17 protein-coding genes are annotated in these 22,862 nt (G+C 64.0%); 5 read left to right on the top strand and 12 right to left on the bottom strand.

The window, feature by feature from the left end; translation table 11 throughout:
- Window positions 1-56 precede the first annotated feature (56 nt).
- On the bottom strand, window positions 57-620 hold the full coding sequence (locus ASD07_RS05295; protein ID WP_055926414.1) for a DUF4337 domain-containing protein: 564 nt from the start codon (window positions 618-620) through the stop codon (window positions 57-59).
- Window positions 621-623: 3 nt separating this feature from the next.
- Window positions 624-1,106 (bottom strand): dihydrofolate reductase, encoded by a 483-nt coding sequence (locus tag ASD07_RS05290; RefSeq protein WP_082507157.1) that lies wholly within the window; start codon window positions 1,104-1,106, stop codon window positions 624-626.
- 214 nt (window positions 1,107-1,320) lie between these two features.
- On the opposite strand from ASD07_RS05290, the gene carA reads away from it, so the two are divergent.
- From carA to ASD07_RS05270, 4 genes are read left to right on the top strand one after another with little or no spacing between them, the layout of a single operon-like run.
- Window positions 1,321-2,478 carry a glutamine-hydrolyzing carbamoyl-phosphate synthase small subunit gene (carA, locus tag ASD07_RS05285; RefSeq protein ID WP_055926409.1) on the top strand — a complete coding sequence of 386 codons (1,158 nt, stop codon included), beginning with the start codon at window positions 1,321-1,323 and terminating at the stop codon, window positions 2,476-2,478.
- Window positions 2,471-6,286, top strand: a complete 3,816-nt coding sequence (gene carB / locus ASD07_RS05280; protein ID WP_055926407.1) for a carbamoyl-phosphate synthase large subunit — start codon at window positions 2,471-2,473, stop codon at window positions 6,284-6,286. Before carA ends, carB begins: the two co-directional genes overlap by 8 nt.
- A 3-nt stretch (window positions 6,287-6,289) precedes the next feature.
- On the top strand, window positions 6,290-8,023 hold the full coding sequence (locus ASD07_RS32140; protein ID WP_055926404.1) for a methyl-accepting chemotaxis protein: 1,734 nt from the start codon (window positions 6,290-6,292) through the stop codon (window positions 8,021-8,023).
- Between the two features lie 13 nt (window positions 8,024-8,036).
- Entirely contained in the window at window positions 8,037-9,563 is a 1,527-nt protein-coding gene (locus tag ASD07_RS05270; RefSeq protein WP_055926402.1) for a M48 family metallopeptidase, read from the top strand.
- Here the strand turns inward: ASD07_RS05270 and ASD07_RS05265 are convergent.
- Genes ASD07_RS05265 through wrbA form a run of 10 tightly spaced genes read right to left on the bottom strand, consistent with a single transcriptional unit; the run spans window position 9,560 to window position 21,454 of the window.
- A complete protein-coding gene (locus ASD07_RS05265; RefSeq protein ID WP_055926398.1) occupies window positions 9,560-10,531 on the bottom strand; it encodes a thymidylate synthase in 972 nt (323 codons plus the stop codon). The two genes, ASD07_RS05270 and ASD07_RS05265, sit on opposite strands and share 4 nt — an antisense overlap.
- Before the next feature lie 12 nt (window positions 10,532-10,543).
- Window positions 10,544-12,088 (bottom strand): DEAD/DEAH box helicase, encoded by a 1,545-nt coding sequence (locus ASD07_RS05260; protein WP_055926395.1) that lies wholly within the window; start codon window positions 12,086-12,088, stop codon window positions 10,544-10,546.
- Window positions 12,085-13,164 (bottom strand): low specificity L-threonine aldolase, encoded by a 1,080-nt coding sequence (locus ASD07_RS05255; RefSeq protein ID WP_055926392.1) that lies wholly within the window; start codon window positions 13,162-13,164, stop codon window positions 12,085-12,087. Before ASD07_RS05255 ends, ASD07_RS05260 begins: the two co-directional genes overlap by 4 nt.
- An 8-nt stretch (window positions 13,165-13,172) precedes the next feature.
- On the bottom strand, window positions 13,173-14,990 hold the full coding sequence (locus ASD07_RS05250; RefSeq protein ID WP_055926389.1) for an ABC transporter transmembrane domain-containing protein: 1,818 nt from the start codon (window positions 14,988-14,990) through the stop codon (window positions 13,173-13,175).
- Window positions 14,991-15,010: 20 nt separating this feature from the next.
- Window positions 15,011-16,078, bottom strand: a complete 1,068-nt coding sequence (locus tag ASD07_RS05245) for a lipocalin-like domain-containing protein (protein WP_055926386.1) — start codon at window positions 16,076-16,078, stop codon at window positions 15,011-15,013.
- Window positions 16,078-18,621, bottom strand: coding sequence for an FtsX-like permease family protein (locus ASD07_RS05240; protein WP_055926382.1), 2,544 nt, complete (start codon window positions 18,619-18,621; stop codon window positions 16,078-16,080). The genes ASD07_RS05245 and ASD07_RS05240 overlap by 1 nt, the downstream gene beginning before the upstream one ends.
- The gene (locus tag ASD07_RS05235) at window positions 18,609-19,034 is read right to left on the bottom strand and encodes a DUF4124 domain-containing protein (protein ID WP_055926379.1); all 426 of its coding nucleotides are present in this window, start codon (window positions 19,032-19,034) and stop codon (window positions 18,609-18,611) included. The genes ASD07_RS05240 and ASD07_RS05235 overlap by 13 nt, the downstream gene beginning before the upstream one ends.
- Window positions 19,031-20,443, bottom strand: a complete 1,413-nt coding sequence (locus tag ASD07_RS05230) for an FAD-binding oxidoreductase (protein ID WP_055926377.1) — start codon at window positions 20,441-20,443, stop codon at window positions 19,031-19,033. The genes ASD07_RS05235 and ASD07_RS05230 overlap by 4 nt, the downstream gene beginning before the upstream one ends.
- Window positions 20,444-20,445: 2 nt before the next feature.
- Complete coding sequence (locus ASD07_RS05225) at window positions 20,446-20,847, bottom strand: DUF2069 domain-containing protein (RefSeq protein WP_055926374.1); 402 nt, start codon at window positions 20,845-20,847, stop codon at window positions 20,446-20,448.
- A complete protein-coding gene (gene wrbA / locus ASD07_RS05220; RefSeq protein WP_055926804.1) occupies window positions 20,840-21,454 on the bottom strand; it encodes an NAD(P)H:quinone oxidoreductase in 615 nt (204 codons plus the stop codon). The genes ASD07_RS05225 and wrbA overlap by 8 nt, the downstream gene beginning before the upstream one ends.
- Before the next feature lie 53 nt (window positions 21,455-21,507).
- Here wrbA and ASD07_RS05215 point away from each other — a divergent pair, with 53 nt between their 5' ends.
- Window positions 21,508-22,860: a YihY family inner membrane protein gene (locus ASD07_RS05215; protein WP_055926371.1), complete on the top strand. Its 1,353-nt coding sequence runs from the start codon at window positions 21,508-21,510 to the stop codon at window positions 22,858-22,860.
- The last annotated feature ends 2 nt before the right edge of the window (window positions 22,861-22,862 follow it).

Below are 22,862 nucleotides of genomic sequence, written 5' to 3'. Positions count from 1 at the left end.
CTCAAAAAAATAAGACCGGGAGTATCGCAGAATTTACGCTCCCGGGGGAAAAAACTTTACAGCAACGCAATCACGCCCAGGCCGATGCCCACCGCCGCCACGCCGTAGGTGGCATACATCAGCCATTTACGGTTGGTCAGCAGGGTGATCGCGGCCAACGCAATGGCGATTTGTTCGGCCGTGGTGGCCAGTGCCCACTGGTGGTGCTTGTGCAGGGCGTGATCCGATTTATGGTCCCAGTCGGTCGATTTTGCTTCCCATCCCTCGGCATCCTTCTTGATGGCGTCCTTCTCTTCCTTGTAGCGCAGCACCTCGGCCTTGAACTTCTCCACATCGGCGTTTGGCAGCAGCATGGCCAGCTCCGCCAGGTTTTGCTTGGACGATTTGGCCTGGTAGTAGTTCCAGCGGTTCGACGCTTCGGTCTTGGCGATGGCCGCATTGTTCTTGAACAGGGCTGCATCGTTCTGCGTAGCGCCGCCCTGGTAGCCGAAGATGGCGCCCACGGTAGCCAGGATGGCCGTTGTCACGGCGATGTTGCCGGAGAATTTGTCGTTGCTGTGTGCTGCGTGTTCCACGGCGTGGTCATGCGGGCCGTGGACGTGGAAACCGTGTCCGGACATGTTTTAGTTCCTGATAAAGCTGATGAATGAATAAGGCAGCCCGGCTGCCGAAACGTGCTCCTCGCGCGCTACTTCCTGCCATTCGCCCGCCGCCAGCGCCGGGAAGAATGCATCGCATTCGTAAGTGCGGCCGATGCGGGTGATTACAAGCTTATCAACCAGCGGCAAGGCTTGCTGGTACACCTGCGCGCCGCCGATCACGAATGCCTCGTCGGTGCCGGCGATCAGGGCCTTCGCTTCGTCCAGCGAGCCTACGCGCTCCACGCCGTCGTGCTGCCATTGCGCGTTGCGGCTGATGACGATGTTGCGGCGGTTGGGCAAAGGGCGGCCGATCGAATCGAAGGTCTTGCGGCCCATGATAATCGGGTGGCCGGAAGTCAGGCGTTTGAAGTGCGCCAGGTCCTCCGGCAAGTGCCAAGGAAGAGTGTTGTTGATGCCGATGCCATTACTGGAATCTGTGGCAACGATAATGGTCAAATTCGTCATGGCCGACATTATATATCGGAGCACTTTGCAATCCGGTCACGTTGCGGAATTGCGCCACCGCAATGTATTTTGGCCTTGGAACGGGGCCTTGTGACGTTTGGAGAGTTTTGGCGGGGGTGTGCCGGCGTATCGTAGCTTCCAGCGCGCTAGGAATTACTGCTGAGTAATTCTGTTTGTTGGTTTTATAACGATATGGACCCCAGGAGAACCCCTGATGAAACACCCACTCAAGCATCCCCAAGGGAATGCCGGGCGCGCTATTCTCGCATTGGCTGATGGCACCCTGTTTGAAGGCACCTCGATCGGTGCCAATGGCTCCACGGCTGGCGAAGTCGTATTCAATACCGCCATGAGCGGGTACCAGGAAATCCTGAGCGACCCAAGCTACAGCCGCCAGATTGTCACGCTGACTTATCCGCACATCGGCAACACCGGCGTCAACCGCGAAGATGGCGAAGCGCCTTTGATCCACGCGGCAGGCCTGGTGGTGAAAGACGTGCCTTTCCTCGCATCGAATTTCCGCAGCGAGCAAGACCTGTCGTCCTGGCTGGCGGAGCAGGGCGTGGTTGCCATCGCCGGCATCGATACCCGCAAGCTGACCCGCATCCTGCGCGAGAAGGGTGCCCAGTCCGGCGCTATCATCGCCGGCGGCGCAGCGGAAGAGGCATTGCGCCTGGCCCGCGAGTTTCCCGGCCTGTCCGGCATGGACCTGGCGCAAACCGTCAGCACCGCTGCGCCATACGAATGGAACGAGACCGAATGGATGCTGGGCCACGGCCATGGCCGCCAGGTGCAGCCGCGCTGCCACGTGGTGGCCTACGACTTCGGCGTGAAAGCCAATATCCTGCGCATGCTGGCCCAGCGCGGCTGCCGCGTGACGGTGCTGCCTGCCAAAGCCGGCGCCGCAGCAGCACTGGCCCTGCACCCGGACGGGATCTTCCTGTCGAACGGCCCTGGCGATCCCCAGCCCTGCGACTACGCCATTGAAGCCGCACGCGAATTGATTGAACGCGGCGTGCCGACTTTCGGCATCTGCCTCGGCCACCAGATCATGGCATTGGCTTCCGGCGCCCGCACCGTGAAGATGAAATTCGGCCACCACGGGGCCAACCATCCTGTACAAGATATCGAGACTGGACGTGTCATGATCACCTCGCAGAACCACGGCTTTGCCGTCGATCCTGATTCGCTGCCGAATAACTGCGCAGTCACTCATATTTCCCTGTTCGACGGTTCGCTGCAAGGCTTCCGCCGCATCGACAAACCGGCGTTCTGCTTCCAGGGGCACCCGGAGGCATCGCCGGGACCGCACGACCTGGCGCCGCTGTTTGACCGCTTTGTCAGCATGATGGAGGGCGCACGCCATGGCTAAGCGGACCAACATCAAGCGCATCCTGATCATTGGCGCCGGCCCGATTGTGATCGGCCAGGCCTGCGAATTCGATTACTCCGGCGCCCAGGCCTGCAAAGCGCTGCGCGAAGAGGGGTATGAGGTGGTGCTGGTGAACAGCAACCCGGCCACCATCATGACCGACCCGGGCATGGCCGATGTCACCTATATCGAGCCGATCACCTGGGAAACCGTGGCGCGCATTATCGAGAAAGAGCGTCCGCAGGCCGTGCTGCCGACCATGGGCGGCCAGACCGCGCTGAATTGCGCGCTCGACCTGCACCGCCACGGCGTGCTGGAATGCTTCAATGTGGAGTTGATCGGCGCTACACCGGAAGCCATCGACCGCGCCGAGGACCGCGCCAAGTTCAAGGCAGCCATGGAGCGTATCGGCCTGCAGTCGGCGCGTTCCGGCATTGCCCATACCATGGCCGAAGCCTGGCAGGCGCAGGAACGCCTCGGCTTCCCGGTCATCATCCGCCCGTCCTTCACCATGGGCGGCAGCGGCGGCGGCATCGCCCGCACTGCCGACGAATTCACCGCCATCTGCCTGCGCGGCCTGGAGCTGTCGCCGACTTCTGAACTGCTGATCGAGGAATCGCTGATCGGCTGGAAGGAATTCGAGATGGAAGTGGTGCGCGACCGCAAGGACAACTGCATCATCGTCTGCTCGATCGAAAACCTGGACCCGATGGGCGTGCATACCGGCGACTCGATCACCGTCGCTCCGGCCCAGACGCTGACGGACAAGGAATACCAGATCATGCGCAATGCCTCGCTGGACGTGCTGCGCGAGATCGGCGTCGATACCGGCGGCTCGAACGTGCAGTTTGCGGTCAATCCGCAGGACGGCCGCATGATCGTGATCGAAATGAACCCGCGTGTGTCGCGCTCCTCCGCGCTGGCTTCCAAAGCGACCGGCTTCCCGATTGCCCGCGTCGCGGCCAAGCTGGCAGTCGGCTTCACGCTGGACGAACTGCAGAACGATATTACCGGCGGCGCCACCCCGGCCTCTTTTGAGCCCGCGATTGACTACGTAGTGACCAAGATCCCGCGTTTCGCATTCGAGAAGTTCGCCGGCGCCAACGACCGCCTGACCACGCAAATGAAATCCGTGGGCGAAGTGATGGCGATGGGCCGCACCTTCCAGGAATCGTTCCAGAAGGCGCTGCGCGGCCTCGATATCGGCGTTGACGGCCTGCAGCGCATCGCCACCGGCCGCGACGTGATCGAACAGGAATTGGGCCTGCCAGGCCCGCAACGTATCTGGTACGTGGGCGAGGCCTTCGCACAGGGAATGTCGCTGGCGGAGGTGAATCGCCTGTCGCATATCGATCCCTGGTTCCTGGCCCAGATCCAGGACCTGGTGGAAGTCGAGGAATGGGTAGCCACGCAGCAGTTGGGCGGTTTCGACCGCGCGGTGCTGCGCCGGCTGAAGCAGCAAGGCTTCGGCGACCGCCGCCTGGCCGACCTGCTTGGCGTGCACGAAGATGCGGTGCGCAAGCAGCGCCACGCCCAGGGCATCCGCCCGGTGTACAAGCGCGTCGACACCTGCGCCGGCGAATTCGCGACCCGCACCGCCTATATGTATTCCACCTATGACGAGGAATGCGAAGCCGAGCCGACCGGCGCCCGCAAGATCATGGTGCTGGGCGGCGGCCCGAACCGGATCGGCCAAGGCATCGAATTCGACTATTGCTGCGTGCACGCGGCGCTGGCAATGCGCGAAGACGGCTACGAGACCATCATGGTCAACTGCAATCCGGAAACCGTATCGACCGACTACGATACTTCCGACCGCCTGTACTTCGAATCGCTGACGCTGGAAGATGTGCTGGAAATCGTCGCCATCGAAAAGCCGGAAGGCGTGATCGTGCAGTACGGCGGCCAGACCCCGCTCAAGCTGGCCCTGGCGCTTGAAGCGAACGGCGTGCCGATCATCGGCACCTCGCCCGACATGATCGATGCGGCCGAAGACCGCGAACGCTTCCAGAAGCTGCTGTTTGAGCTGGACCTGCGCCAGCCGTCCAACCGCACCGCACGCACCGAGCAGCAAGCCGTGGCCATGGCGGAGGAAATCGGCTATCCGCTGGTGGTGCGCCCATCCTACGTGCTGGGCGGCCGCGCCATGGAAATCGTGCACGAGCGCGCCGACCTGGAACGCTATATGCGCGAGGCGGTCAAGGTTTCGCATGACTCGCCGGTGCTGCTGGACCGATTCCTGAACGACGCCATCGAAGTGGACGTGGACTGCGTCAGCGACGGCAGCCAGGTCGTGATCGGCGGCGTGATGGAGCACGTGGAGCAGGCCGGCATCCACTCCGGCGATTCGGCCTGCAGCCTGCCGCCGTATTCCCTGTCTGATGCCACCGTGGCGGAAATCAAGCGCCAGACGGTGCGCCTGGCCCAGGGCCTGAATGTAGTGGGCCTGATGAACGTCCAGTTCGCGGTCCAGCGCCAGAAAGCCGACGCCCGCATGGTGGACCGGGTGTATGTGCTGGAAGTGAATCCACGCGCCTCGCGCACCGTTCCTTTCGTTTCGAAGGCGACCGGCGTGCAGTTGGCCAAGGTCGCGGCGCGCTGCATGGCCGGCCAATCGCTGGCAGGGCAGGGTGTTACCGCGGAGGTGATTCCGCCTTATTACAGCGTCAAGGAGTCGGTTTTGCCGTTTGCAAAATTCCCCGGTGTCGACACCATCCTCGGGCCGGAAATGAAATCCACCGGCGAGGTGATGGGAACCGGCACCACCTTCGGCGAGGCTTTCATGAAAGCCCAGCTGGGCGCCGGCGTGCGCATCCCGCAGGCCGGATATGTCTATATGCGGGTGCGCAAGTCCGACCAGGCGCGCGCCGTGGCGCTGGCGCGCGAGCTGGCCGACGCCGGCTACTCGCTGTGCGCCAGCGAAATAACGGCTGCTGTACTGGAGGCGGGTGAAGTGCCGGTCAGTACCATCGAAGACGAAACCCTGCTAGGCTTGCTGGCCCTGCGTGAAATCGCCATGGCCGTGGTCACGGTGGACGAGAAACGCGTGGCCATTGCCGCCACACGCAGCCTGCGCATGGCGGCACTGGCTTCCGGCACGGTGATGTTTACCACGATCGCCGCAGCGGAAGCAGCGGCGGAAGCACGCAAGCATGCCGACAACACCACCGTGCGCTCGTTGCAGGAACTGCATGCCATGGGCGGCGCCGAACTGCGCCAGGCGCCGCCGGCGCCGCGTCCCGTGCCCGGCGCAGCAGACCTGGCTGCGGCAGCCTGGCAGGTGCCGGAACGCCGCGCCCAATCGCGCCAGCGCAGCGTCGGGGTGGAGCCGCTCAAGGTCTTCATTCGCCAGCCTTTCACCGAATCGAACGAACACGAGCAGCGCATGATCAACGAGATCATGCAGATGATCGACAGCGCCAACGGCTTGCCGCATGCCTTCGACTACCTGACCGGCTTGCAGGCCGAGAGTGCGGAGACCTTCCGTGCCTCGTTCGAGCGCAGCCAGGGCTTGCCGTTCACGCCGCAGAACTTCCGCCGCCACCGGCTTGCATTGCTGGACCAGGCGGACGTCATGCTCAACATCCGTGTTGGGATGAGTGAGAGCAGCGCTTTCGAGTTGAGCTATCACATATTCAAAGGGCGCCGAACACCTATCCTGTTCCTGGTGTGGAAAGGCGCGCCGATTAAAACCACGCTGCTGCGCGAACTCGATGACCTGGTGGATATCACCTATATCGAATTCGACGAAGTTTCGGAGCTGCGTGGCCGGTTGCATCAGTTTTTCAAATGTTTGGTAAAGGAGTGAGCGATGTTCAATAATTTCAAAATCAAGACCCTGCTGGTAGGCGTGCTGGGTTTGCTGATTGGCCTGCTGGCGATTATTGGCGGCCTCGGAATCCTGAGCGCGGAGCGCTCGGTCGGCCTGGTGAAGGACGTTACGGTAGCTAACCAGAAGAACATCGCGGAGCGCAACGCCATCCGCCTGGACATGGAAACGGGCCGCAGCCAGATCCTGCAGGCATTGCAGCATAATCCGGACTTCGCCTGGAGCAAGCTGCATGACCACCCGCTGACCAACCACTTCAACATCGTGGACGAAGTGACGGCGCGCGTGAACAAGCGCTGGGAGAGCTACCTGGCCAGCATCAAGACGCCGGAAGAGCGCAAGCTGGCCGAAGACTGGTTCGCCAAGAGCGATGGCCTGGGAGTGGAACACGTCCGGGCCGCCACGGCGGCAGTAAAGGAAAACCGCTGGGACGACGCGGAAACGGTCCTGATCAAGAAGATCAATCCGTCCTATCGTATCGGCGACGGTGCGCTGAAGACGTTGACTGAACACGCCGACAAGCGTATCGAGGCCGATGCCGCCGCGGTCGCAGCGGGCCTGAGCCGCAACAGCACCACCGTAACCGTGGTCCTGGTCTGCGGCCTGGCCCTGAGCGTATTCGCCGGCCTGGTACTGATGAAGGCGATCTCCGAACCCCTGGCGGAAGCCATGGACGTGGCGCACCGCGTTGCCGATGGCGACCTGAAAGGCCAGGCCACCAAACATTCGGACAACGAATTCGGCGAACTGCTGCGCGCCCTGGACAAGATGCGCGACAACCTGGGCGCCATCGTGACCGAAGTGCGCGGCGGCAGCGACACGATTTCCAGCGCATCGGCCCAGATCGCGGCAGGCAATATGGACTTGTCGGACCGCACCGGCGAGCAGGCCGCGTCGCTGGAGGAAACCGCCTCCTCGATGGAGGAACTGACCAGCACCGTCAGGCAGAATGCCGACAATGCACGCCAGGCCAACCAGCTTGCCGTTTCGGCATCATCGATCGCAACCAAGGGAGGCGAAGTGGTGGAACAGGTGGTGGCAACCATGGGATCGATCAACGAATCGTCGACCAAGATTGTGGACATCATCGCCGTTATCGACGGCATCGCCTTCCAGACCAACATCCTGGCGCTGAATGCGGCTGTGGAAGCGGCGCGTGCCGGTGAGCAGGGCCGCGGCTTCGCGGTGGTCGCCAGCGAGGTGCGCAACCTGGCGCAGCGTTCGGCCGCCGCGGCCAAGGAAATCAAGCAGTTGATCGACGATTCTGTTGGCAAAGTGGAAAGTGGAGCCAAGCTGGTGAACCAGGCCGGGCACACGATGAAGGAAATCGTGACGAGCATTCAGCGCGTGACTGATATTATGGGAGAAATTACCAGTGCTACGCAGGAACAAACTGCCGGCCTGGAACAAATCCACCAGGCCATCAACGAGATGGATACAATCACCCAGCAGAATGTGGCGCTGGTGGAGGAGGCAGCTTCGGCGTCCACGGCCTTGCAAGACCAGGCCAACAGCCTGTCGAAGATTGTCAGCGTGTTCCAGATCGATGGCCAGCGCCGCGAGCATCCTGCGGCGGTGCAGGCACGCGCGGTGATCCAGGCGGTTCGCACCAGGCCGGCATTGCCGGCCAAGGCAAGGCCGGCCCAGCGTGACGGCAAGGCGCCGGCATCGCGCAAGGTCGCCAATAGCCAGGTGGGAGATTGGGAAGAGTTTTAATTAAGGAGCATGATTGGAATACAAAGCGTTTGAGCACTTAGTCCGCCGGCTGGAACTGGATTCAAATGCCAGCCCGGAGGCATTCCGCCGCAAAGTGTTTGCGATCAGCCTGGCCGCCTATGCCATCCTGTTTGGATTGCTGGCCGGGCTGCTTGCATTATTTGTCATGCTCGTGCATTGGGCGATTGAATCGCATCGCGCCTTTGCGATGATCAAGACAGGCCTGGCCGGCCTGTTCCTGCTGTCCTTGATCTTTGTTGTCCTGCGCGTGATGCTGATGCGCCTCGATGCGCCGGTCGGCCGTGAACTGAGCCGCGACGAAGCGCCGAAGCTGTTCGACATCCTCGACAAGCTGTACGGCAAGCTGAAAGGCCCGCGTATCGAGCACGTCCTGATCACGGACGATTACAACGCGGCGATCGTCCAGCATGCCCGCTTCGGCCTTTTCGGCGGCTATCGCAACTACCTGCTGCTCGGCCTGCCTTTCCTGCTCGGTTCCACGCCGAAGGAAATGCTGTCCGTGCTGGCCCACGAGTACGGCCACCTGTGCGGCGACCATGGCAAGGGCTCCGCCCGCATTTATCGCCAGCGCCGCCTGTTCGTCGCCATGTACCAGCACCTGGAAAGCAGTGCGGACGACAACGTCCTCAGCGCGGCGATTGTCCGCGCCCTGAAACACTTCTTCCCGTATTACAGCGCCTACACCTTTGTGCTGTCGCGCCAGGATGAATACGAGGCCGACCGCACAGCAGTCGAAATGGCCGGCCACACAGCCACCGCCAACGTACTGGTACGATCCCGCCTGCTGGGTGACTGGATTGCCCGTGACTTCTGGCCAAGCATGTATGAAAACGCGGACCGCCTGGAACGCCCGCCGTTCATGCCGTTTGCGTCGATGCGGATGGCAATCAAGGTCAATTACGATGAATGGGCCACAAAAAAAGCGCTGGACGCTGCCTGGGCCGCGCGCTCTGACCTTGACGATACCCATCCCTGCCTGCGCGAGCGGCTGGATGCTATGGAGATGGCGCCGGACATGCCCCCTCCCGTAGAGACCAGCGCGGCCGATGTGATGCTGGCGTCCGGCGTGGGCAAGAGGCTGGAAGCGGAACTGGACCAGGACTGGTGGGAAGTCAATTCACGCGGCTGGGTGCATCGCTTCCGCCAGGTGAAGACGTCGCGCGCGCGCATCGTCGAGCTTTCAGCATCGCCGCTGGCCAAACTGTCGGTGCAGGACTTGATGGAACTGGCGACGTTGAAGCTGGAATTCGAAGAAACGGCTGGCGCCAAACCGGCCCTGGTTGAACTGATGAAGCGCGCAGGCGGCCCGTATCCGCGTGCCTCGCTGATGTATGGACGCGTGCTGGTGGCAGAAGGCGACCGCCGTGGCGTTGACCACCTGCGCGAAGCGGCGCTGAATGAGCCGCGCCTGCTGGAGGAAGCCGCGCAGCGCGGCTACCAGTTCCTGCTGGAGCGGGACGGCGAGGCCGTCGCCAACCGCTGGTGGGGCAGCATCGTGCCCCAGGACGAAACGGCTTAAACCGCCATCGGCGCCGTCAGCGGCGCGTGGTGCTGGTAGCCTTCCAGCGTGAAGTCGGAAGGCTCGATCTTCTGCAGCCATTCCGGCTCGTACTTGCCGGTTTCGGCGAACGATGGCACGCGGCTGTTGATATGCAGTTGCGGCAGCGGCAGCGGTTCGCGCTTCAACTGCTCCTGCACCATGTCCATGTGGTTCTCGTAGATGTGCGCGTCGCCGATAAAGTAGCTGAACCAGCGCGCCTTGTAGCCGGTCAGGCGCGCCACCAGGTGCAGCAGGGCGGCGCCTTCGGCGATATTGAACGGCGTGCCCAGGCCGATATCGTTGCTGCGCACGTACAGGCACAGCGAAATTTCGCGCGTAGTGGCGTTCGGGATGAACTGGTACAGCAGGTGGCAGGCCGGCAGCGCCACCTGGTCCAGCACGGCCGGGTTCCAGCCGTGGAACAGGATGCGGCGGCTCGACGGGTTGTTGACGATGGTGTCGAGGCATTCGCGCAGCTGGTCGATGGCCTTGTACATCAGGACTTTCTGTACTCCGTCTTCTTCCAGCGGCGACACCTGGCGGAAGCCGTTGCGTTCCGCGTCTTCGATCTGCGCGGCTGCGCCGGCGTCCAGCACCTTGTAGCCTGGCCACTGGCGCCACTGCACGCCGTACACCGGGCCCAGGTCGTCGGTGCCGGTGCGGTGCGGGTTGGCCAGCCATTGCGCATTTTCGTTGGCGTTCTGGTCCCAGACCTTGCAACCCAGGGCGCGGAAGTCGGCGGCACTGCGGGAGGCGCGCAGGAAGGCGCACAGCTCACCGACCACCGATTTGAAGGCCAGCTTCTTGGTCGTGACAGCAGGGAAGCCGTCGTTCATGTCGAAGCGCATCATGGCGCCCGGCACGCTCAGGGTGCGAATGCCGGTGCGGTTGTCCTGCCAGCTTCCCTGTTCCAGTACGGTGCTGATCAATTCTTTGTACTGCTTCATTCGTTTCTCCGTTTATCGTTTGTTGCCGCGGCCGCCTGGCTTGGAGGCGGCACGGCCGGCAGCGCGGGCGGTCGATTTGGCGCCGCGCGTTGCGGTCACCACGACTTTGCCGCCTTGCCCGCCGGAGGCGCCAGTGCCAGAACGCCCACCGCTGGCGCCTGCACCGGGGCTTCCCGCCCGAGCGCCGTAGATCGGTCCGCGCGAGCGTTGTTTTTCTTTCGGCGGCAGCTCTTCCTTCAGTCCGCCGAACCCGCCTGCAGGGCGTGGCGTTTCATCGCGCGCCGGCGCCGGCTGCTTGACTGCGGGCCGTGCCGCAGTGCCGGCTGCGGCGCCTTTCGCAGGCTTGGCAGCGCCGCGCGCCGGTTTGGCGGCGGGAGCGCGAGCGGCTGGCGCGCTTGGCGCGCCGGTCGATGGCACCCGGTGGTCCGCTTCAAAGCCCGCTTCCTCCAGGCGCGGCAGGACGGCGCCGGTCAGCTTTTCAATTGCCCGCAGCAGTTCGACTTCATCCGCGCAAATCAGCGAAATAGCTTCGCCCTCGGCGCCGGCGCGGCCAGTGCGGCCGATGCGGTGCACATAGTCCTCCGCCACGGTCGGCAAGTCGAAATTGACCACCAGCGGCAGGGCTTCGATATCGAGGCCGCGGGCGGCGACGTCGGTCGCCACCAGGATCTGCACGTCGTTGGCCTTGAACCGTTTGAGCGCCTTGATGCGGGCCAGTTGCGGCTTATCGCCATGGATCGAATCGGCCGAGATGCCTTCGCCCTGCAACAGGGCGGTCAGTTGCTCCACGCCCTTGCGGGTCTTGACGAACACCAGCACCTGGCCCCAGCCTTCCTTGCGCAGCAGGTGCACGAACAGCTCCGGCTTATTGCGCTTGTCGGTGGTGAACACCATCTGGCGCACGGTTCGCGCTGCCGTGTTGGGCGCACTGGCCTGCACGGTAAGCGGATCGCGCAGCAATTGCCTGGCCATTGCCCGGATCGGATCCGGCATGGTGGCCGAGAAGAGCAAGGTCTGGCGCTCGGCCGGCAGTACGGCAAACAGCAGGTCCAGGTCGGCGGCAAAGCCAAGGTCCAGCATGCGGTCCGCCTCGTCCAGCACCAGGGCTGTCAACTGGCCGAACTCAATGGCACCTTTGCGGTGCAGGTCGAGCAGGCGGCCCGGCGTCGCCACCAGCACGTCCAGGCCTTTGCGCAGTTTCGCCAGTTGCGGGTCCATTGGCACGCCGCCATAGGCCACGGCGGAACGCAGCGGCAGGTGGAAGCCATAGCTGTGGAAGCTCTGGTACACCTGGTCGGCCAGTTCGCGGGTGGGAACCAGCACCAGGCAGCGCACATGGTTCGGCGCGGCCGGCCCGCCTTCCATGGTCAGTCGCTGCAGCAGGGGCAGGGCGAAAGCGGCGGTCTTGCCGGTCCCGGTTTGCGCCGCGCCCAGCAGGTCGCGGCCTGCCAGGATTGCGGGGATAGCTTGTTTCTGGATTGGCGTCGGTGTGTTGTAGCCAATCGATTCGAGAGTGCGAAGGAGCCCGTCAATCAGGTCCAGCGAAGCAAAACTCATAGCGCGTCGCTCCATAAAGTGAGGGCGTGGCGGACTTGTTCGTCCGATAATGTGAGCAGGTTGTCGCCGACATACCATTCGGTATAGCTGGTGCCGGGCAGTTGTGCATGGGCCGCGCGGTTCAGCAGCCATACGCCGTGATGGGCGGCAGTTTCATTACGAATCTGCAGCAGGCGGTCGCGTTCAAGCGGCACATGGATATGCAGCATGTTCGCATGCGGCTGCGAAGGATTGGCGCGCAGGCGCGGGTAGTCGCGCAGGGTGTCGTACAGCCATTGCGTACGGCGGAAATATTCCGGCATGGCCGCCAGGCGTGCATCGAACTGCATCGCGGCGGCTGCCACGTATGGCGTGCGGTGGATCACGTTGCCGCCCTGGCGGCGGAACCATTCCTGGGCGCGGGCGATGAAGGCGCGGCTGCCCAGCAGCATGGCGCCACCCAGGCCGCCGATACCCTTGTACAGTGAAACGTAGACGCTGTCGAAGCCTGCCGCCACTTCGGCCGGCGAACGGCCATATCCTGCAGCAGCTTCCCACAGGCGCGCGCCGTCCATGTGCAAGTGGATGCCTTGTTCGCGGCAGTGGTTTTTGATCGCTGCCAGTTCATCCCAGCGCGGCGACTGGCCGCCCAGTTCGCGCGCGGGCAGTTCCAGCGACACGGCGGCCAGGCGATCCGGCACGGACTGCAACTCGCCGAGCGTGAACGGGCGATGCAGGTCGCCCAGCTGGATGGCCTGGAAATGCTCCAGCAACTGGTGATTGCTGCGCTCATGCTTGAAGATGTGCGCCGTTGGATGCAGCGCCACCAGGCGGCTGGCGCGCTCCATGCAGGCCAGGCGCAGCGCCGTGACCTGGGTCATGGTGCCGGTGATGCAGAAGGCGGCCGCCTCAAAGCCCAGCAGGCCGGCGGTCTTCTGCTCGAAGGACTGGATCAGCTCGCCTTCGCCATACACGTCGTGGGCAATGCCGTTGGCTTCGCACCAGGCGGCCATGGCGGCAAAGGTTGCGGCCGGCGAAGGCTGGCGATGGCCCGGCAGGACCGTATGGCAACCCTGGCGCAGTTCAGCGTCGGTCACGTTGCGCCTCAATGCGTCACGTGGACATGATGGAACTGCAGCGCCGCCAGGTTGGCGTAGATGCCGCCCAGCGCCACCAGCGTCTGGTGGGTGCCGGTCTCGACGATCTTGCCGTCTTCCATGACGATGATGCGGTCGGCGCGCTGCACGGTGGCCAGGCGGTGCGCGATGATGATGGTGGTACGGCCAACCATGGCCGCTTCCAGCGCACCTTGCACCAGGCGTTCGGATTCGGCGTCCAGTGCGCTGGTCGCTTCATCGAGCAGCAGCAGTGGAGGATTCTTCAGCAGCGCGCGTGCGATGGCGATGCGCTGGCGTTGTCCGCCGGACAGGCGCACGCCGCGTTCGCCGAGGAAGGACTTGTAGCCGTGCGGCAGGCGCTCGATGAATTCGTGGGCAGCGGCCAGGCGCGCGGCCTGGATCACTTCCTGGTCGGTCGCGTCTGCGCGGCCGTAACGGATGTTCTCCATCGCGTCGGCCGAGAAGATCACGGTATCCTGCGGCACGATGCCGATGGCGCCGCGCAGGGTGTGCAGGTCCAGCAGGCGGATATCGGTGCCGTCCAGGCGGATTGCGCCGGACTGCGGATCGTAGAAGCGCAGCAGCATCTGGAACAGCGTGGTCTTGCCGGCGCCGGAAGGGCCGACGACGGCAATGGTTTCGCCCGGCTTGATGTCGAGCGTCACATGGTCCAGGGCCAGGGTGTCGGGACGCGATGGGTAGCTGAACGTCACGTCCGACAGGCTGAGGGCCGCGCCATTGGCGGCGCGCGGCGGCAGGGCCTGGGGCAGCGCAGGGTTCTGGATATCGGAGCGAACGGCCAGCAGCTCGAGCAGGCGTTCGGTGGCGCCGGCCGCACGCTGGGCCTCGCCCATGACTTCAGACAGTGCGCCGATCGCGCCGGCGACGATGGAGGCGTACAGGATGAACTGACCCAGGTCGCCGCCGGTCATGGTGCCTTCCAGCACCGCGTGCGCGCCCAGCCACAGCACGAATACGATGGTGCCGAATACCAGCACGATCGCCAGCATGGTCAGGAAGGCACGCGCCTGGATGCGGCGCATCGCCGTGCTGAAAGCGCCTTCGACGGAACTGCCGAAGCGCTTCGCTTCCAGGCCTTCGTGGGTGAAGGCTTGCACTGTCGGCATGGCGTTCAGGATCTCGCCGGCCATGGCCGAGGCGTCAGCCACGCGGTCCTGCGAATCGCGCGACAGCTTGCGCACGCGGCGGCCGAAGATCACGATCGGCAGCACGGTCAGCACCAGCAGGCCGATGATGATCGAGGACAGCTTGGGGCTGGTAATGAACAGCATCACCAGGCCGCCCAGGAACAGCAGCACATTACGCAGGGCCATCGAAATACTGGTGCCCACCACGCTCTGGATCAGGGTGGTGTCGGTGGTCAGGCGCGACAGCACTTCGCCCGTTTTCGTGGTCTCGAAGAATTCCGGGCTTTGCTGCACCACGTGCGAATACACCGCGTTGCGGATATCGGCGGTCACGCGCTCGCCGAGCCAGGACACGCTGTAAAAACGCGCCGCGGTCGCCAGCGCCAGCACCGTGGCTACCGCAAACAGGGCCAGGAACACCTGATTCACGTGGGCCGCGCTGCGCACGCCCGCATCGGCGCCGAAGCCCAGGTCGATCATCTGCTTGAAGGCATACGGAATCGCCAGCGTGGAGGCGGCGGCGACCACCAGCGCGATGCCTGCGATGACGAAGCGGTTGCGGTAAGGCTTGAGGAAGGGCAGCAGGCCCTTGAAGGCCGCCAGGCTGCCTTTCGTGAGTTCTCGGGCTTCTGGCTGACCGTTTTTGGTGGTGCTCATTGCGTATTCTACGTTCTTGTTCAAAGTTTCATAGGACGGACATAGCCCGTCAATTCCAGGTAGCCGCGTCCTGCCGGCTTGCCGCCTCGCGTGACAGTCACCGCGCCTTCCCAATACACCGCGCCAGTCGAGCGGCGCGAATCCAGTTCCTGGTCCTGCTGCAAAGGACTGACCTGCCACTCTTCGGAACCGGTGGAGATCAGGGTGGCGACGGGATACTCGGCTTGGGTGCGCGGCGATTTCCATCGCACCTGCGGCGTAAAACTGACCTGGTCCTGCGAATAGTGGGTGATCTTACCGGATGCATCGCGCCATGTCGCGTGGGCCCACAGTTTACCACCTTGGCGGTCCCTTATCTGGAATGCCATCAAGGCGCCGCCGTCGTGCAAATTGATGCCGGCCCAGTCCCATCCCGCGGCGGCGGGATCGAGCACCTGGCTTGACCATTCGTGATCGAGCCAGGTCACGCCCTGCACCGCCTGCGGGGCGGTGTTGCGGCGGGTCAGGGTGCCGCTGGTGCGCAGTTGCGGCTTGCTATAGTAATAACTTGCCTGCTCAGGTTTCGGGCCCTTCCGGGAGAACCCGGCGTCGCCTTGCAGCAGCACGGGCTGCGTCGGCTGCAACTTCAGTGCGAGCGCAAATTCAGCGGCATTGATGTCGATATGATAAGTCCCGTCTTCGGCGCGCAGCAGGCGCCAGCCATCCAGTTGCACGCTGGTGTCTTGCGTGGCGGCGCTGGCCAGGCCGAAACCTGCGCGGGCGGTGCGCTGGTCGTGCAGCAGCTTGCCCTGCGACGGGTCGGACAGGGCGACGTGGGCGACGATGATGTCTTTCGGCGCGAACTGGCTCGGGTTGTCGCGACCGTGGCCGGTGCTGCTGCGGAAGAAGGTCACCTGGTAGCCGAGCTGGCGGCCATCCCCGGTGTCCAGCCAGCCGGTGGCGTACCACCATTCCGTCTTGAAGCCGGGGTGGGCGCCGAAATCGCGCGGGAACTGCAGTCGGGCGCCGGGCGTTACCGGCGTGAATTCGGCAGCTTGCAAGGGCAGGCTGAATGCCAGCGCAAGCAGGGTGCAAAGCAGGGCGCGCATCACCAGTCCTCCCTGACGGCGCGGATCGGGCCGTCGGACAGCGCCTGCCGGCCTGCGATCAGTGCGGTTGCGGCCGAGGACAGCAGCAGCGCCAGGGCGACAGTGGCCAGCAGCGGCCAGGGATAGTGCATTTGCATCGTCCAGTGGAAGGATTGCGGGTTGATGACGTGGACCAGGACCAGGCTGATAACCCAGCCAAGCGCGAAGCCGGCCAGGATGCCGAGCGTGGTCAGGGCGGCACCCTCCAGCGCCAGGATGCCGAGTACCTGGCCGCGCGTGACGCCGACGTGGCGCAGCATGCCGAATTCGCGCGCCCTTGCCAGCGTCTGGGCGGAAAATGTGGCGGCGACGCCAAACAGGCCGATCACGATGGCGATGGCTTCCAGCAGGTAGGTGACGGCAAAGCTGCGGTCGAAGATTTTCAGCGTCAGGTTGCGAATTTCGGAGGGGACGCTGGTTTCAACCAGCTCGCCGAAGGGAAGTTTGCGGATGTTTTCCTGCACCTGCGCTGCGCCGGTGTTCTTGGCGAGCCAGATGGCCGCATCGCCGGCGTCGCGGTCGCCTGTAAGCGCGATGTAGTCGGAGCGGCGCACGATCACGGCGCCGCCAGCACGGGCGTAGTCGCGCCAGATGCCGGCGATGCGGAATTCGCGATACCGGCCTTGCAGCGGCAGGCGCAGCTTGGCGCCGGGCTGCAAGCCGTACAGGTCGGACATGGCTTCCGAGACCCAGGCCGGAGGCAGCGTCGCGGAGGCGCCCACGGTCCCGGCGTGCGCCGAACCGTCGACCAGCACCATCGCACGTCCGGGATCGTCAGGGTCGACATCGCGCGCCAGTATGGCCACGTTGGCGCGGTCGGGCGCCAGCGAGACCGAGCGTACGCGCAGGAACTCGATGCGTGCGACGCCGGGAACCGCGCGCAGGGCGTCCTGTTCTGCATGCGAAAGGCCGCCTGTGGTGCCGGCCGATGCGGCGCGTGCGTACACGTCGGCCGGCAGGATGCGCAGCACCCAGTCATCGACGGAAGTCCTGAAGCTGGCCACCATGATGGCCATTGCCACCATCAGGCTGAAGCTGGCCAGCACGCCGCCCAGCGCGATGCCAGCCTGGCCCGATGCGTTGGCGAGCCGCGCCAGCGCCATGGCGCGGACGGGGTTTGCCGTTTTGCGGCGGGAAAGTGCTGTGAACGCCATGCCCGAGAGCCGCGGCATCAAGGCGATGGCGCCAACCAGGAGCAGGGCGATGGAAAGGTAGCCGAAGATCGGCAACTCAAGCACCGGTGGCGCAAACGTCATGGCGCCTGCCAAAGCGAGGCAGGCGAGGCCCGGCCAGGGGCGGGACAACGGCCGCAGTGCGGTTTCGTCGGTGCCCGCCTTGAGCGCGACGGCGGGCCGCGCACGGGCGGCGTCAAACGCCGGTGCCAGTCCGCCCAGCAAGGCTACGCCCAGCCCGAGCGTAAAGTAGGCCAGCGCCGCAGCCGGTGCCCATTGCACGCTTGGCTGGACGCCGGCAAAGTAGCCGGCACCGAGGTCGCCGCCAAACAAGCGCAAAACTGCCGCAGCCAGCGCATAGCCGCCGGCGACGCCAAGCGCGGAGCCGATGCTGCCCAATAGCGCGCCTTCCAGCAGTACCTGGCGAATCAAATGGCGCCGTTCGAGTCCCAGTACCCGTAACAGCGCAAACTCGCTGCGACGCCGCAGCACGGACAGCGCCTGCGACGAGAACACCAGGAATGCGCCAGTGAACAGCGCAACCAGCGCGAGCACGCTCAGGTTGACGCGGTATGCCCGGCTCAGGTTGGCGTTGCGGCTTTCCTGCTCGGCATCGTCCGGCTGGCCGACCCGGAAACGGCCCGGAAACTCCCGCTCCAGGCGCGCCGCCAGGGAGCGTTCGAATGCGCCCCGATCCACACCGTCGCGCAGCTTCAGGTCGACGCGCGACAGCTTGCCCAGGCGCTGGAACTGCCATTGCGCCGCCGCGATATCCATGACCGCAAAACGCTGGCCCACGCGCGCCCGCTGCAGCGAACCGGCGACGCGCAGGACCGCCACCTTGCTGCCCGCTTGCAGCCGAAGCTCGCCGCCAGGCCTCGATTGCAGCCAGTTCATGGCGGCAGGCGAGAGGAAGATCGCATCGTCAGCCAGCGTGTCGTAAGGAAGGTCTTGTTCCGGCGCGCCGATCAGGTCCGGCGTGATAAAGCCGGCCCGGAACACATCCAGGCCGATGATTTTCAGTGCCTGCCGCGCACCGGGCATCGACGCATCAAATTCGAGCACGGGCGAGGCCACTGCCACTTCCGGCAGGCGCGCGAGCACCGGGTAGACCGCTTCGTCAAACGTGGTTTCGGTGCCGCTCACCAGGACATCTGCCTGCCCCGACAAGCTGTGGACCGCGGTCGTGAACTCGTTCAGCGCCGCTGCATTGACAAGGTGGATGGCAAATCCCAGCGCCACGCCGATCGCGATCGCCGCGATGGCGGTCAGGGCCCGCACCGGATGCGAGCGCCATTCACCGACGGCCAGCCAGCGTGTCAGCCGCCGCATTCCAGCTGGTACATGTCGCCGGCGCGTTTAGCCTTTACCCTGGCGCGTTCAGTATTCTGGAGCGTGGCGCCACGCGCGTCTTCCTCCGCCCATTTATGCTGCATCTGGAGCTTCTTGCATTTCTTATTATGGCTGGCCACGGCCCGCGCCTCGGCCAGGTTCTGGCGCTCCTCGCGCGCTTCCTGCTTGCGGCGCTGGCTGGCCATTTTTTCCGCCTCGCGTTCCTGCCGTTTCAGGTTCGCCGCCGCGGCGGGATCCGGGGCTGGGGCGGCCGGCACCGCAATCGTACTGGCCACGCCTTTCTCGCATGGCTGCTGCGAGTAGCTGACTTTCCCATCGATGGTGCACTTGTGCAGGGCTTGCGCTCCTGCAGGAAGCGCCATCGACAACAGCAGCAAGGGCAGGAGTTTCATATTATTTTCCCTGGATTCATCAGGCCCAAAGGATCCAATGCGGCCTTGATTGCCCGCATCAGGTTCAACTCCACCGGCGACTTGTAGCGCGCCAGTTCGTCGCGCTTCAGCGCGCCAATGCCATGTTCGGCCGAAATCGAGCCGCCGAATGCAGCTACCGCATCGTGCACCACGCGGTTGACCGCCTCCTGGCTTTGCAGGAAGTCTTCATTCGCTACGCCAACCGGCGGCGCAACGTTGAAATGCAGGTTGCCATCGCCCAGGTGGCCGAAACACACCAGCTGGCATCCCGGGAAGGCTGCCTGCAACTGAGGCTCGGTGCTGGCGATGAAGTCGGCAATCGAAGATACCGGCAGTGAAATATCGTGCTTGATGTTCTTGCCGTCGGCAGCCTGCGCCAAGGGAATATGTTCGCGCAGGTCCCACAGTCCGCGCGATTGCGCGGCGGAGCTGGCAACGACTGCGTCCTGCACCACGCCTTCGCCGAGGGCGGCGCCAAGTGCGCGTTCGAGCAGCGCCGCAGCATGGGATTCCGATTCGCTGCTGGAGAGCTCCAGCAAGGCGTATTGGGCGTGTCCGTCAGCCAGCGGCTGTGGCAGCGCGGGAAAGTGCCTGGCCACCAGCCGCAGGCAAAATGCCGACATGAGCTCGAAGCCGGTCAGGCTCGCGCCGCAATGGTCCTGCATGATGGACAAGAGGCGCAGTGCCGCCGCCGGCGTTTCCATGGCAGCCAGCGCCGTGACGGAAGCTTTGGGCTGCGGATAAAGCTTGAGGACCGCGCCGGTAATGATGCCTAGTGTTCCTTCTGCCCCGATAAAAAGGTCGCGCAGGTCGTAGCCGGTGTTATCCTTGCGCAGGCCACGCAGCCCGGACCAGACCTCGCCTTGCGGCGTGACGACTTCCAGCCCCAGGCACAGCTCACGCGTATTGCCGTAGCGAAGCACGCCGGTGCCACCGGCATTGGTGGACAGGTTGCCGCCAATGGTGCAGCTGCCTTCAGCCGCCAGCGAGAGCGGGAACAGGCAGCCTTGCCCGGCCGCCGCCTCCTGCGCGCGCTGCAGGATCACGCCTGCATCGACGGTCATGGTGCGGTTGACCGGATCCACCTTGCGCACCGTCTGCATGCGCGCCAGCGACAGCACTACGGCGGTTCCGCTGGCATCGGGCACGCTGCCCAGCACCAGCCCCGTATTGCCGCCTTGCGGCACGATCGGAATACGCGCTTCCACGCACAGCTTGACGGCCGCTGCAACTTGTCCGGTATCGGCTGGGCGCAGGACAGCCAAAGCGCGGCCGGTAAAACGACCGCGCCAATCGCGCAGGAACGGCGCCATGTCCGCCTCGCCGGCAATGACGTGCGCGTCGCCAAGCAGGGCGCGGCAAGCGCCGAGGAAAGCGGAATTATCCATAGTTACTTGGTCTTGCTGGTATTGACCTTTTCCAGCAATTCGCGGGCGGCCTGCCTGGCTGCCCGCTTGTACGGCTGCACATAAAGGATGGCGCACAGGAAGTAGACCACTACGATGGCAACTTCGCCCCAGCCGAGCCACGGCGTGACCTTGTCGCCGTAGGCGCGCACCACGCCTTCGACGAAGTAAATCAGGATCATCATCGAGGTCCACTGCAGGGTATAAATGTCGCGTTTGATCACGCCCAGCAGCGGGAACAGCAGCGGTACCGCTTTCAGTACCAGCCAGGAGCCGCCCGGCTTCAGCGGCGACAGCCACATTTCCCAGGCTACGCTCCAGATAATGAGCAAGGCCAGGCTGGCGATGGCGCCCCAATGGAAAAGTTTATGCTTCGTACTATTCATTTCGTCCCCGCAGCTTGACGGCCGCTTCGGCCAGGCGGCGACCCATCGCGATCGCCAGGCGTTTCTCATCTTCCGTGAACGGCTTCTTGCCGTCCAGCCCCGACCAGTGGGTGGCGCCGTATGGCGAGCCGCCGCTGGTCGTCGTCATCAGTTCGGGATGGGTATAGGGCAGGCCCATGACCATCATCCCATGGTGCAGCAAAGGCACCATCATCGTCAGCAGCGTCGACTCCTGCCCGCCGTGCTGGCTGCCGGTCGAGGTGAAAACACAGGCCGGCTTGCCGGACAGGGTGCCGGACAGCCAATGCGCCGACGTTCCATCCCAAAAATACTTCATTGCCGCTGCCATATTGCCGAAGCGGGTAGGGGAGCCCAGCGCCAGGCCGTCGCAGTTCTCCAGGTCCTGCAATTCAACGTAAGGCGCGCCATCCAGCGGCACTTCCGGTTCGGTCGCTTCAGTTACGGTGGAAACGGCTGGCACGGTGCGCAGGCGGGCGTCGCAGCCCGGTACGGATTCGACACCCTGGGCAATCATTTCCGCCAATTTGCGTACGGATCCGTGCCTTGAATAATACAAAATTAGAATTGTGAGGTTAGTTCTGTTCATCATTGCTATTATATGGCCCTTTACTCAAGTTGCCTGACTAATAAGTTTCACTGATGGTTTTTAAGTCCCTCTATACCAACGTAGCCCGCGCCTGCACCAAAGGCGTGGCGGAATTGCGTGCGCTCTCGTGGGGCGAACTGCATGACCTGATCCAGTTCGCGCGCCGCCGCCTGCGCGAAGAAAGCCTGCCCCAGGTGGCCGGCGGCCTGACGTTTACCACCGTTTTTGCGCTGGTGCCGGTCCTGACGATCGCGCTGGCGATTTTCACCACTTTCCCGATGTTCAATACCTTCCGCACTGCACTGGAAGCGTATTTCATCAAGAGCGTGATGCCGAAGGCGATTTCCAGCACGATCATGGGTTACCTCACCACGTTTGCAGCCAAGGCGACGCGCCTGTCGGCAGTGGGTGCAGTGACGCTGGTGCTGACGTCGGTGGCAATGATGAGCATGATCGAGCGCGCCTTCAACCGTATCTGGCGCGTCAAGAGCGAGCGCCGGCTGGTGCGGCGGGTGCTGGTGTACTGGGCGCTGATCAGCCTTGGCCCTTTGCTGATCGGCGTCTCGATCAGCCTGTCGACCCACTTGTTCGATGCCACCAGCGGGCTGGTAGGATCGGTCACCGGGCCGATTTTCTATACGCTGCTGTCCGTCCTGCTGACGACGCTTTCCTTCACTTTCCTCTACATCACGGTGCCGAACCGGATGGTCGACTGGCGCGACGCGATCTGCGGCGGCGCATTGGCCGCAGTCTCGTTCGAGCTGGCCAAGCGCGGGTTTGCGATCTTCATTACGCAGGCGCCGACCTATTCGAAGATTTATGGCGCGCTGGCCGCCTTGCCATTGTTCCTGTTGTGGATTTACGTTTCCTGGCTGATCACGCTGCTGGGTGCCTTGCTGACGGCAGCGCTGCCGGTGGTGAAGTACGAGCGCTGGTGGCACGAAGCGGTGCCGGGCGGTGAGTTCGTCGATGCCATGGCGGTGCTGAAGGTGCTGCACGAGGCGCGCGAGCAGGGCGACAACGCGGCCGTCAGTTCGGCCGAGATACGGGGCCGTACCCGTCTCGGTTTCGATGAGATGGACGCCTTGCTGGAGAAGATGCTGGCGCCCGGCTGGGTGGCGAAAGTGAAAATTGCGCCGCCGCCGCGAGTGCAGTTCGGCAAGCGAGTCAGCGAAGGCGCCGACAACTGGGTGTTGCTGGCCAACGTACACAAGATCACGGTGGCGGATGTGTACCGCCTGTTTGTATTCGGTGGCATGTCGCTGAATGCTGGCGTGCTGGCCGATTCGGATGACGAAATGGACCGCCAGGCCAGCCACAATGCGGCAACCCTGGCGCGCCAGGTCGAAACCGCAGTGGAGTCGGGGCTGGGCTCCACCCTGGCCGTGCATTTCGGCGCGGCCTGAAC

Origin of the sequence: Duganella sp. Root336D2 (assembly GCF_001425005.1) — a bacterium.
Lineage (GTDB): Bacteria > Pseudomonadota > Gammaproteobacteria > Burkholderiales > Burkholderiaceae_D > Rugamonas.
The sequence above is the reverse complement of the archived record's forward strand: the minus strand, read 5'-3'. Positions and strand labels throughout refer to the sequence as shown.

Excerpts from the sequence above, each read along its gene's own strand:
- ASD07_RS05260 (WP_055926395.1), bottom strand. The coding sequence starts at position 12,088 with ATGAGTTTTGCTTCGCTGGACCTGATTGACGGGCTCCTTCGCACTCTC.
- ASD07_RS05235 (WP_055926379.1), bottom strand. The coding sequence starts at position 19,034 with ATGAAACTCCTGCCCTTGCTGCTGTTGTCGATGGCGCTTCCTGCAGGA.
- carA (WP_055926409.1), top strand. The coding sequence starts at position 1,321 with ATGAAACACCCACTCAAGCATCCCCAAGGGAATGCCGGGCGCGCTATT.
- ASD07_RS05230 (WP_055926377.1), bottom strand. The coding sequence starts at position 20,443 with ATGGATAATTCCGCTTTCCTCGGCGCTTGCCGCGCCCTGCTTGGCGAC.
- carB (WP_055926407.1), top strand. The coding sequence starts at position 2,471 with ATGGCTAAGCGGACCAACATCAAGCGCATCCTGATCATTGGCGCCGGC.
- ASD07_RS05225 (WP_055926374.1), bottom strand. The coding sequence starts at position 20,847 with ATGAATAGTACGAAGCATAAACTTTTCCATTGGGGCGCCATCGCCAGC.
- ASD07_RS05215 (WP_055926371.1), top strand. The coding sequence starts at position 21,508 with ATGGTTTTTAAGTCCCTCTATACCAACGTAGCCCGCGCCTGCACCAAA.
- ASD07_RS05245 (WP_055926386.1), bottom strand. The coding sequence starts at position 16,078 with ATGCGCGCCCTGCTTTGCACCCTGCTTGCGCTGGCATTCAGCCTGCCC.
- wrbA (WP_055926804.1), bottom strand. The coding sequence starts at position 21,454 with ATGAACAGAACTAACCTCACAATTCTAATTTTGTATTATTCAAGGCAC.
- ASD07_RS05240 (WP_055926382.1), bottom strand. The coding sequence starts at position 18,621 with ATGCGGCGGCTGACACGCTGGCTGGCCGTCGGTGAATGGCGCTCGCAT.
- ASD07_RS32140 (WP_055926404.1), top strand. The coding sequence starts at position 6,290 with ATGTTCAATAATTTCAAAATCAAGACCCTGCTGGTAGGCGTGCTGGGT.
- ASD07_RS05290 (WP_082507157.1), bottom strand. The coding sequence starts at position 1,106 with ATGACGAATTTGACCATTATCGTTGCCACAGATTCCAGTAATGGCATC.
- ASD07_RS05265 (WP_055926398.1), bottom strand. The coding sequence starts at position 10,531 with ATGAAGCAGTACAAAGAATTGATCAGCACCGTACTGGAACAGGGAAGC.
- ASD07_RS05295 (WP_055926414.1), bottom strand. The coding sequence starts at position 620 with ATGTCCGGACACGGTTTCCACGTCCACGGCCCGCATGACCACGCCGTG.
- ASD07_RS05250 (WP_055926389.1), bottom strand. The coding sequence starts at position 14,990 with ATGAGCACCACCAAAAACGGTCAGCCAGAAGCCCGAGAACTCACGAAA.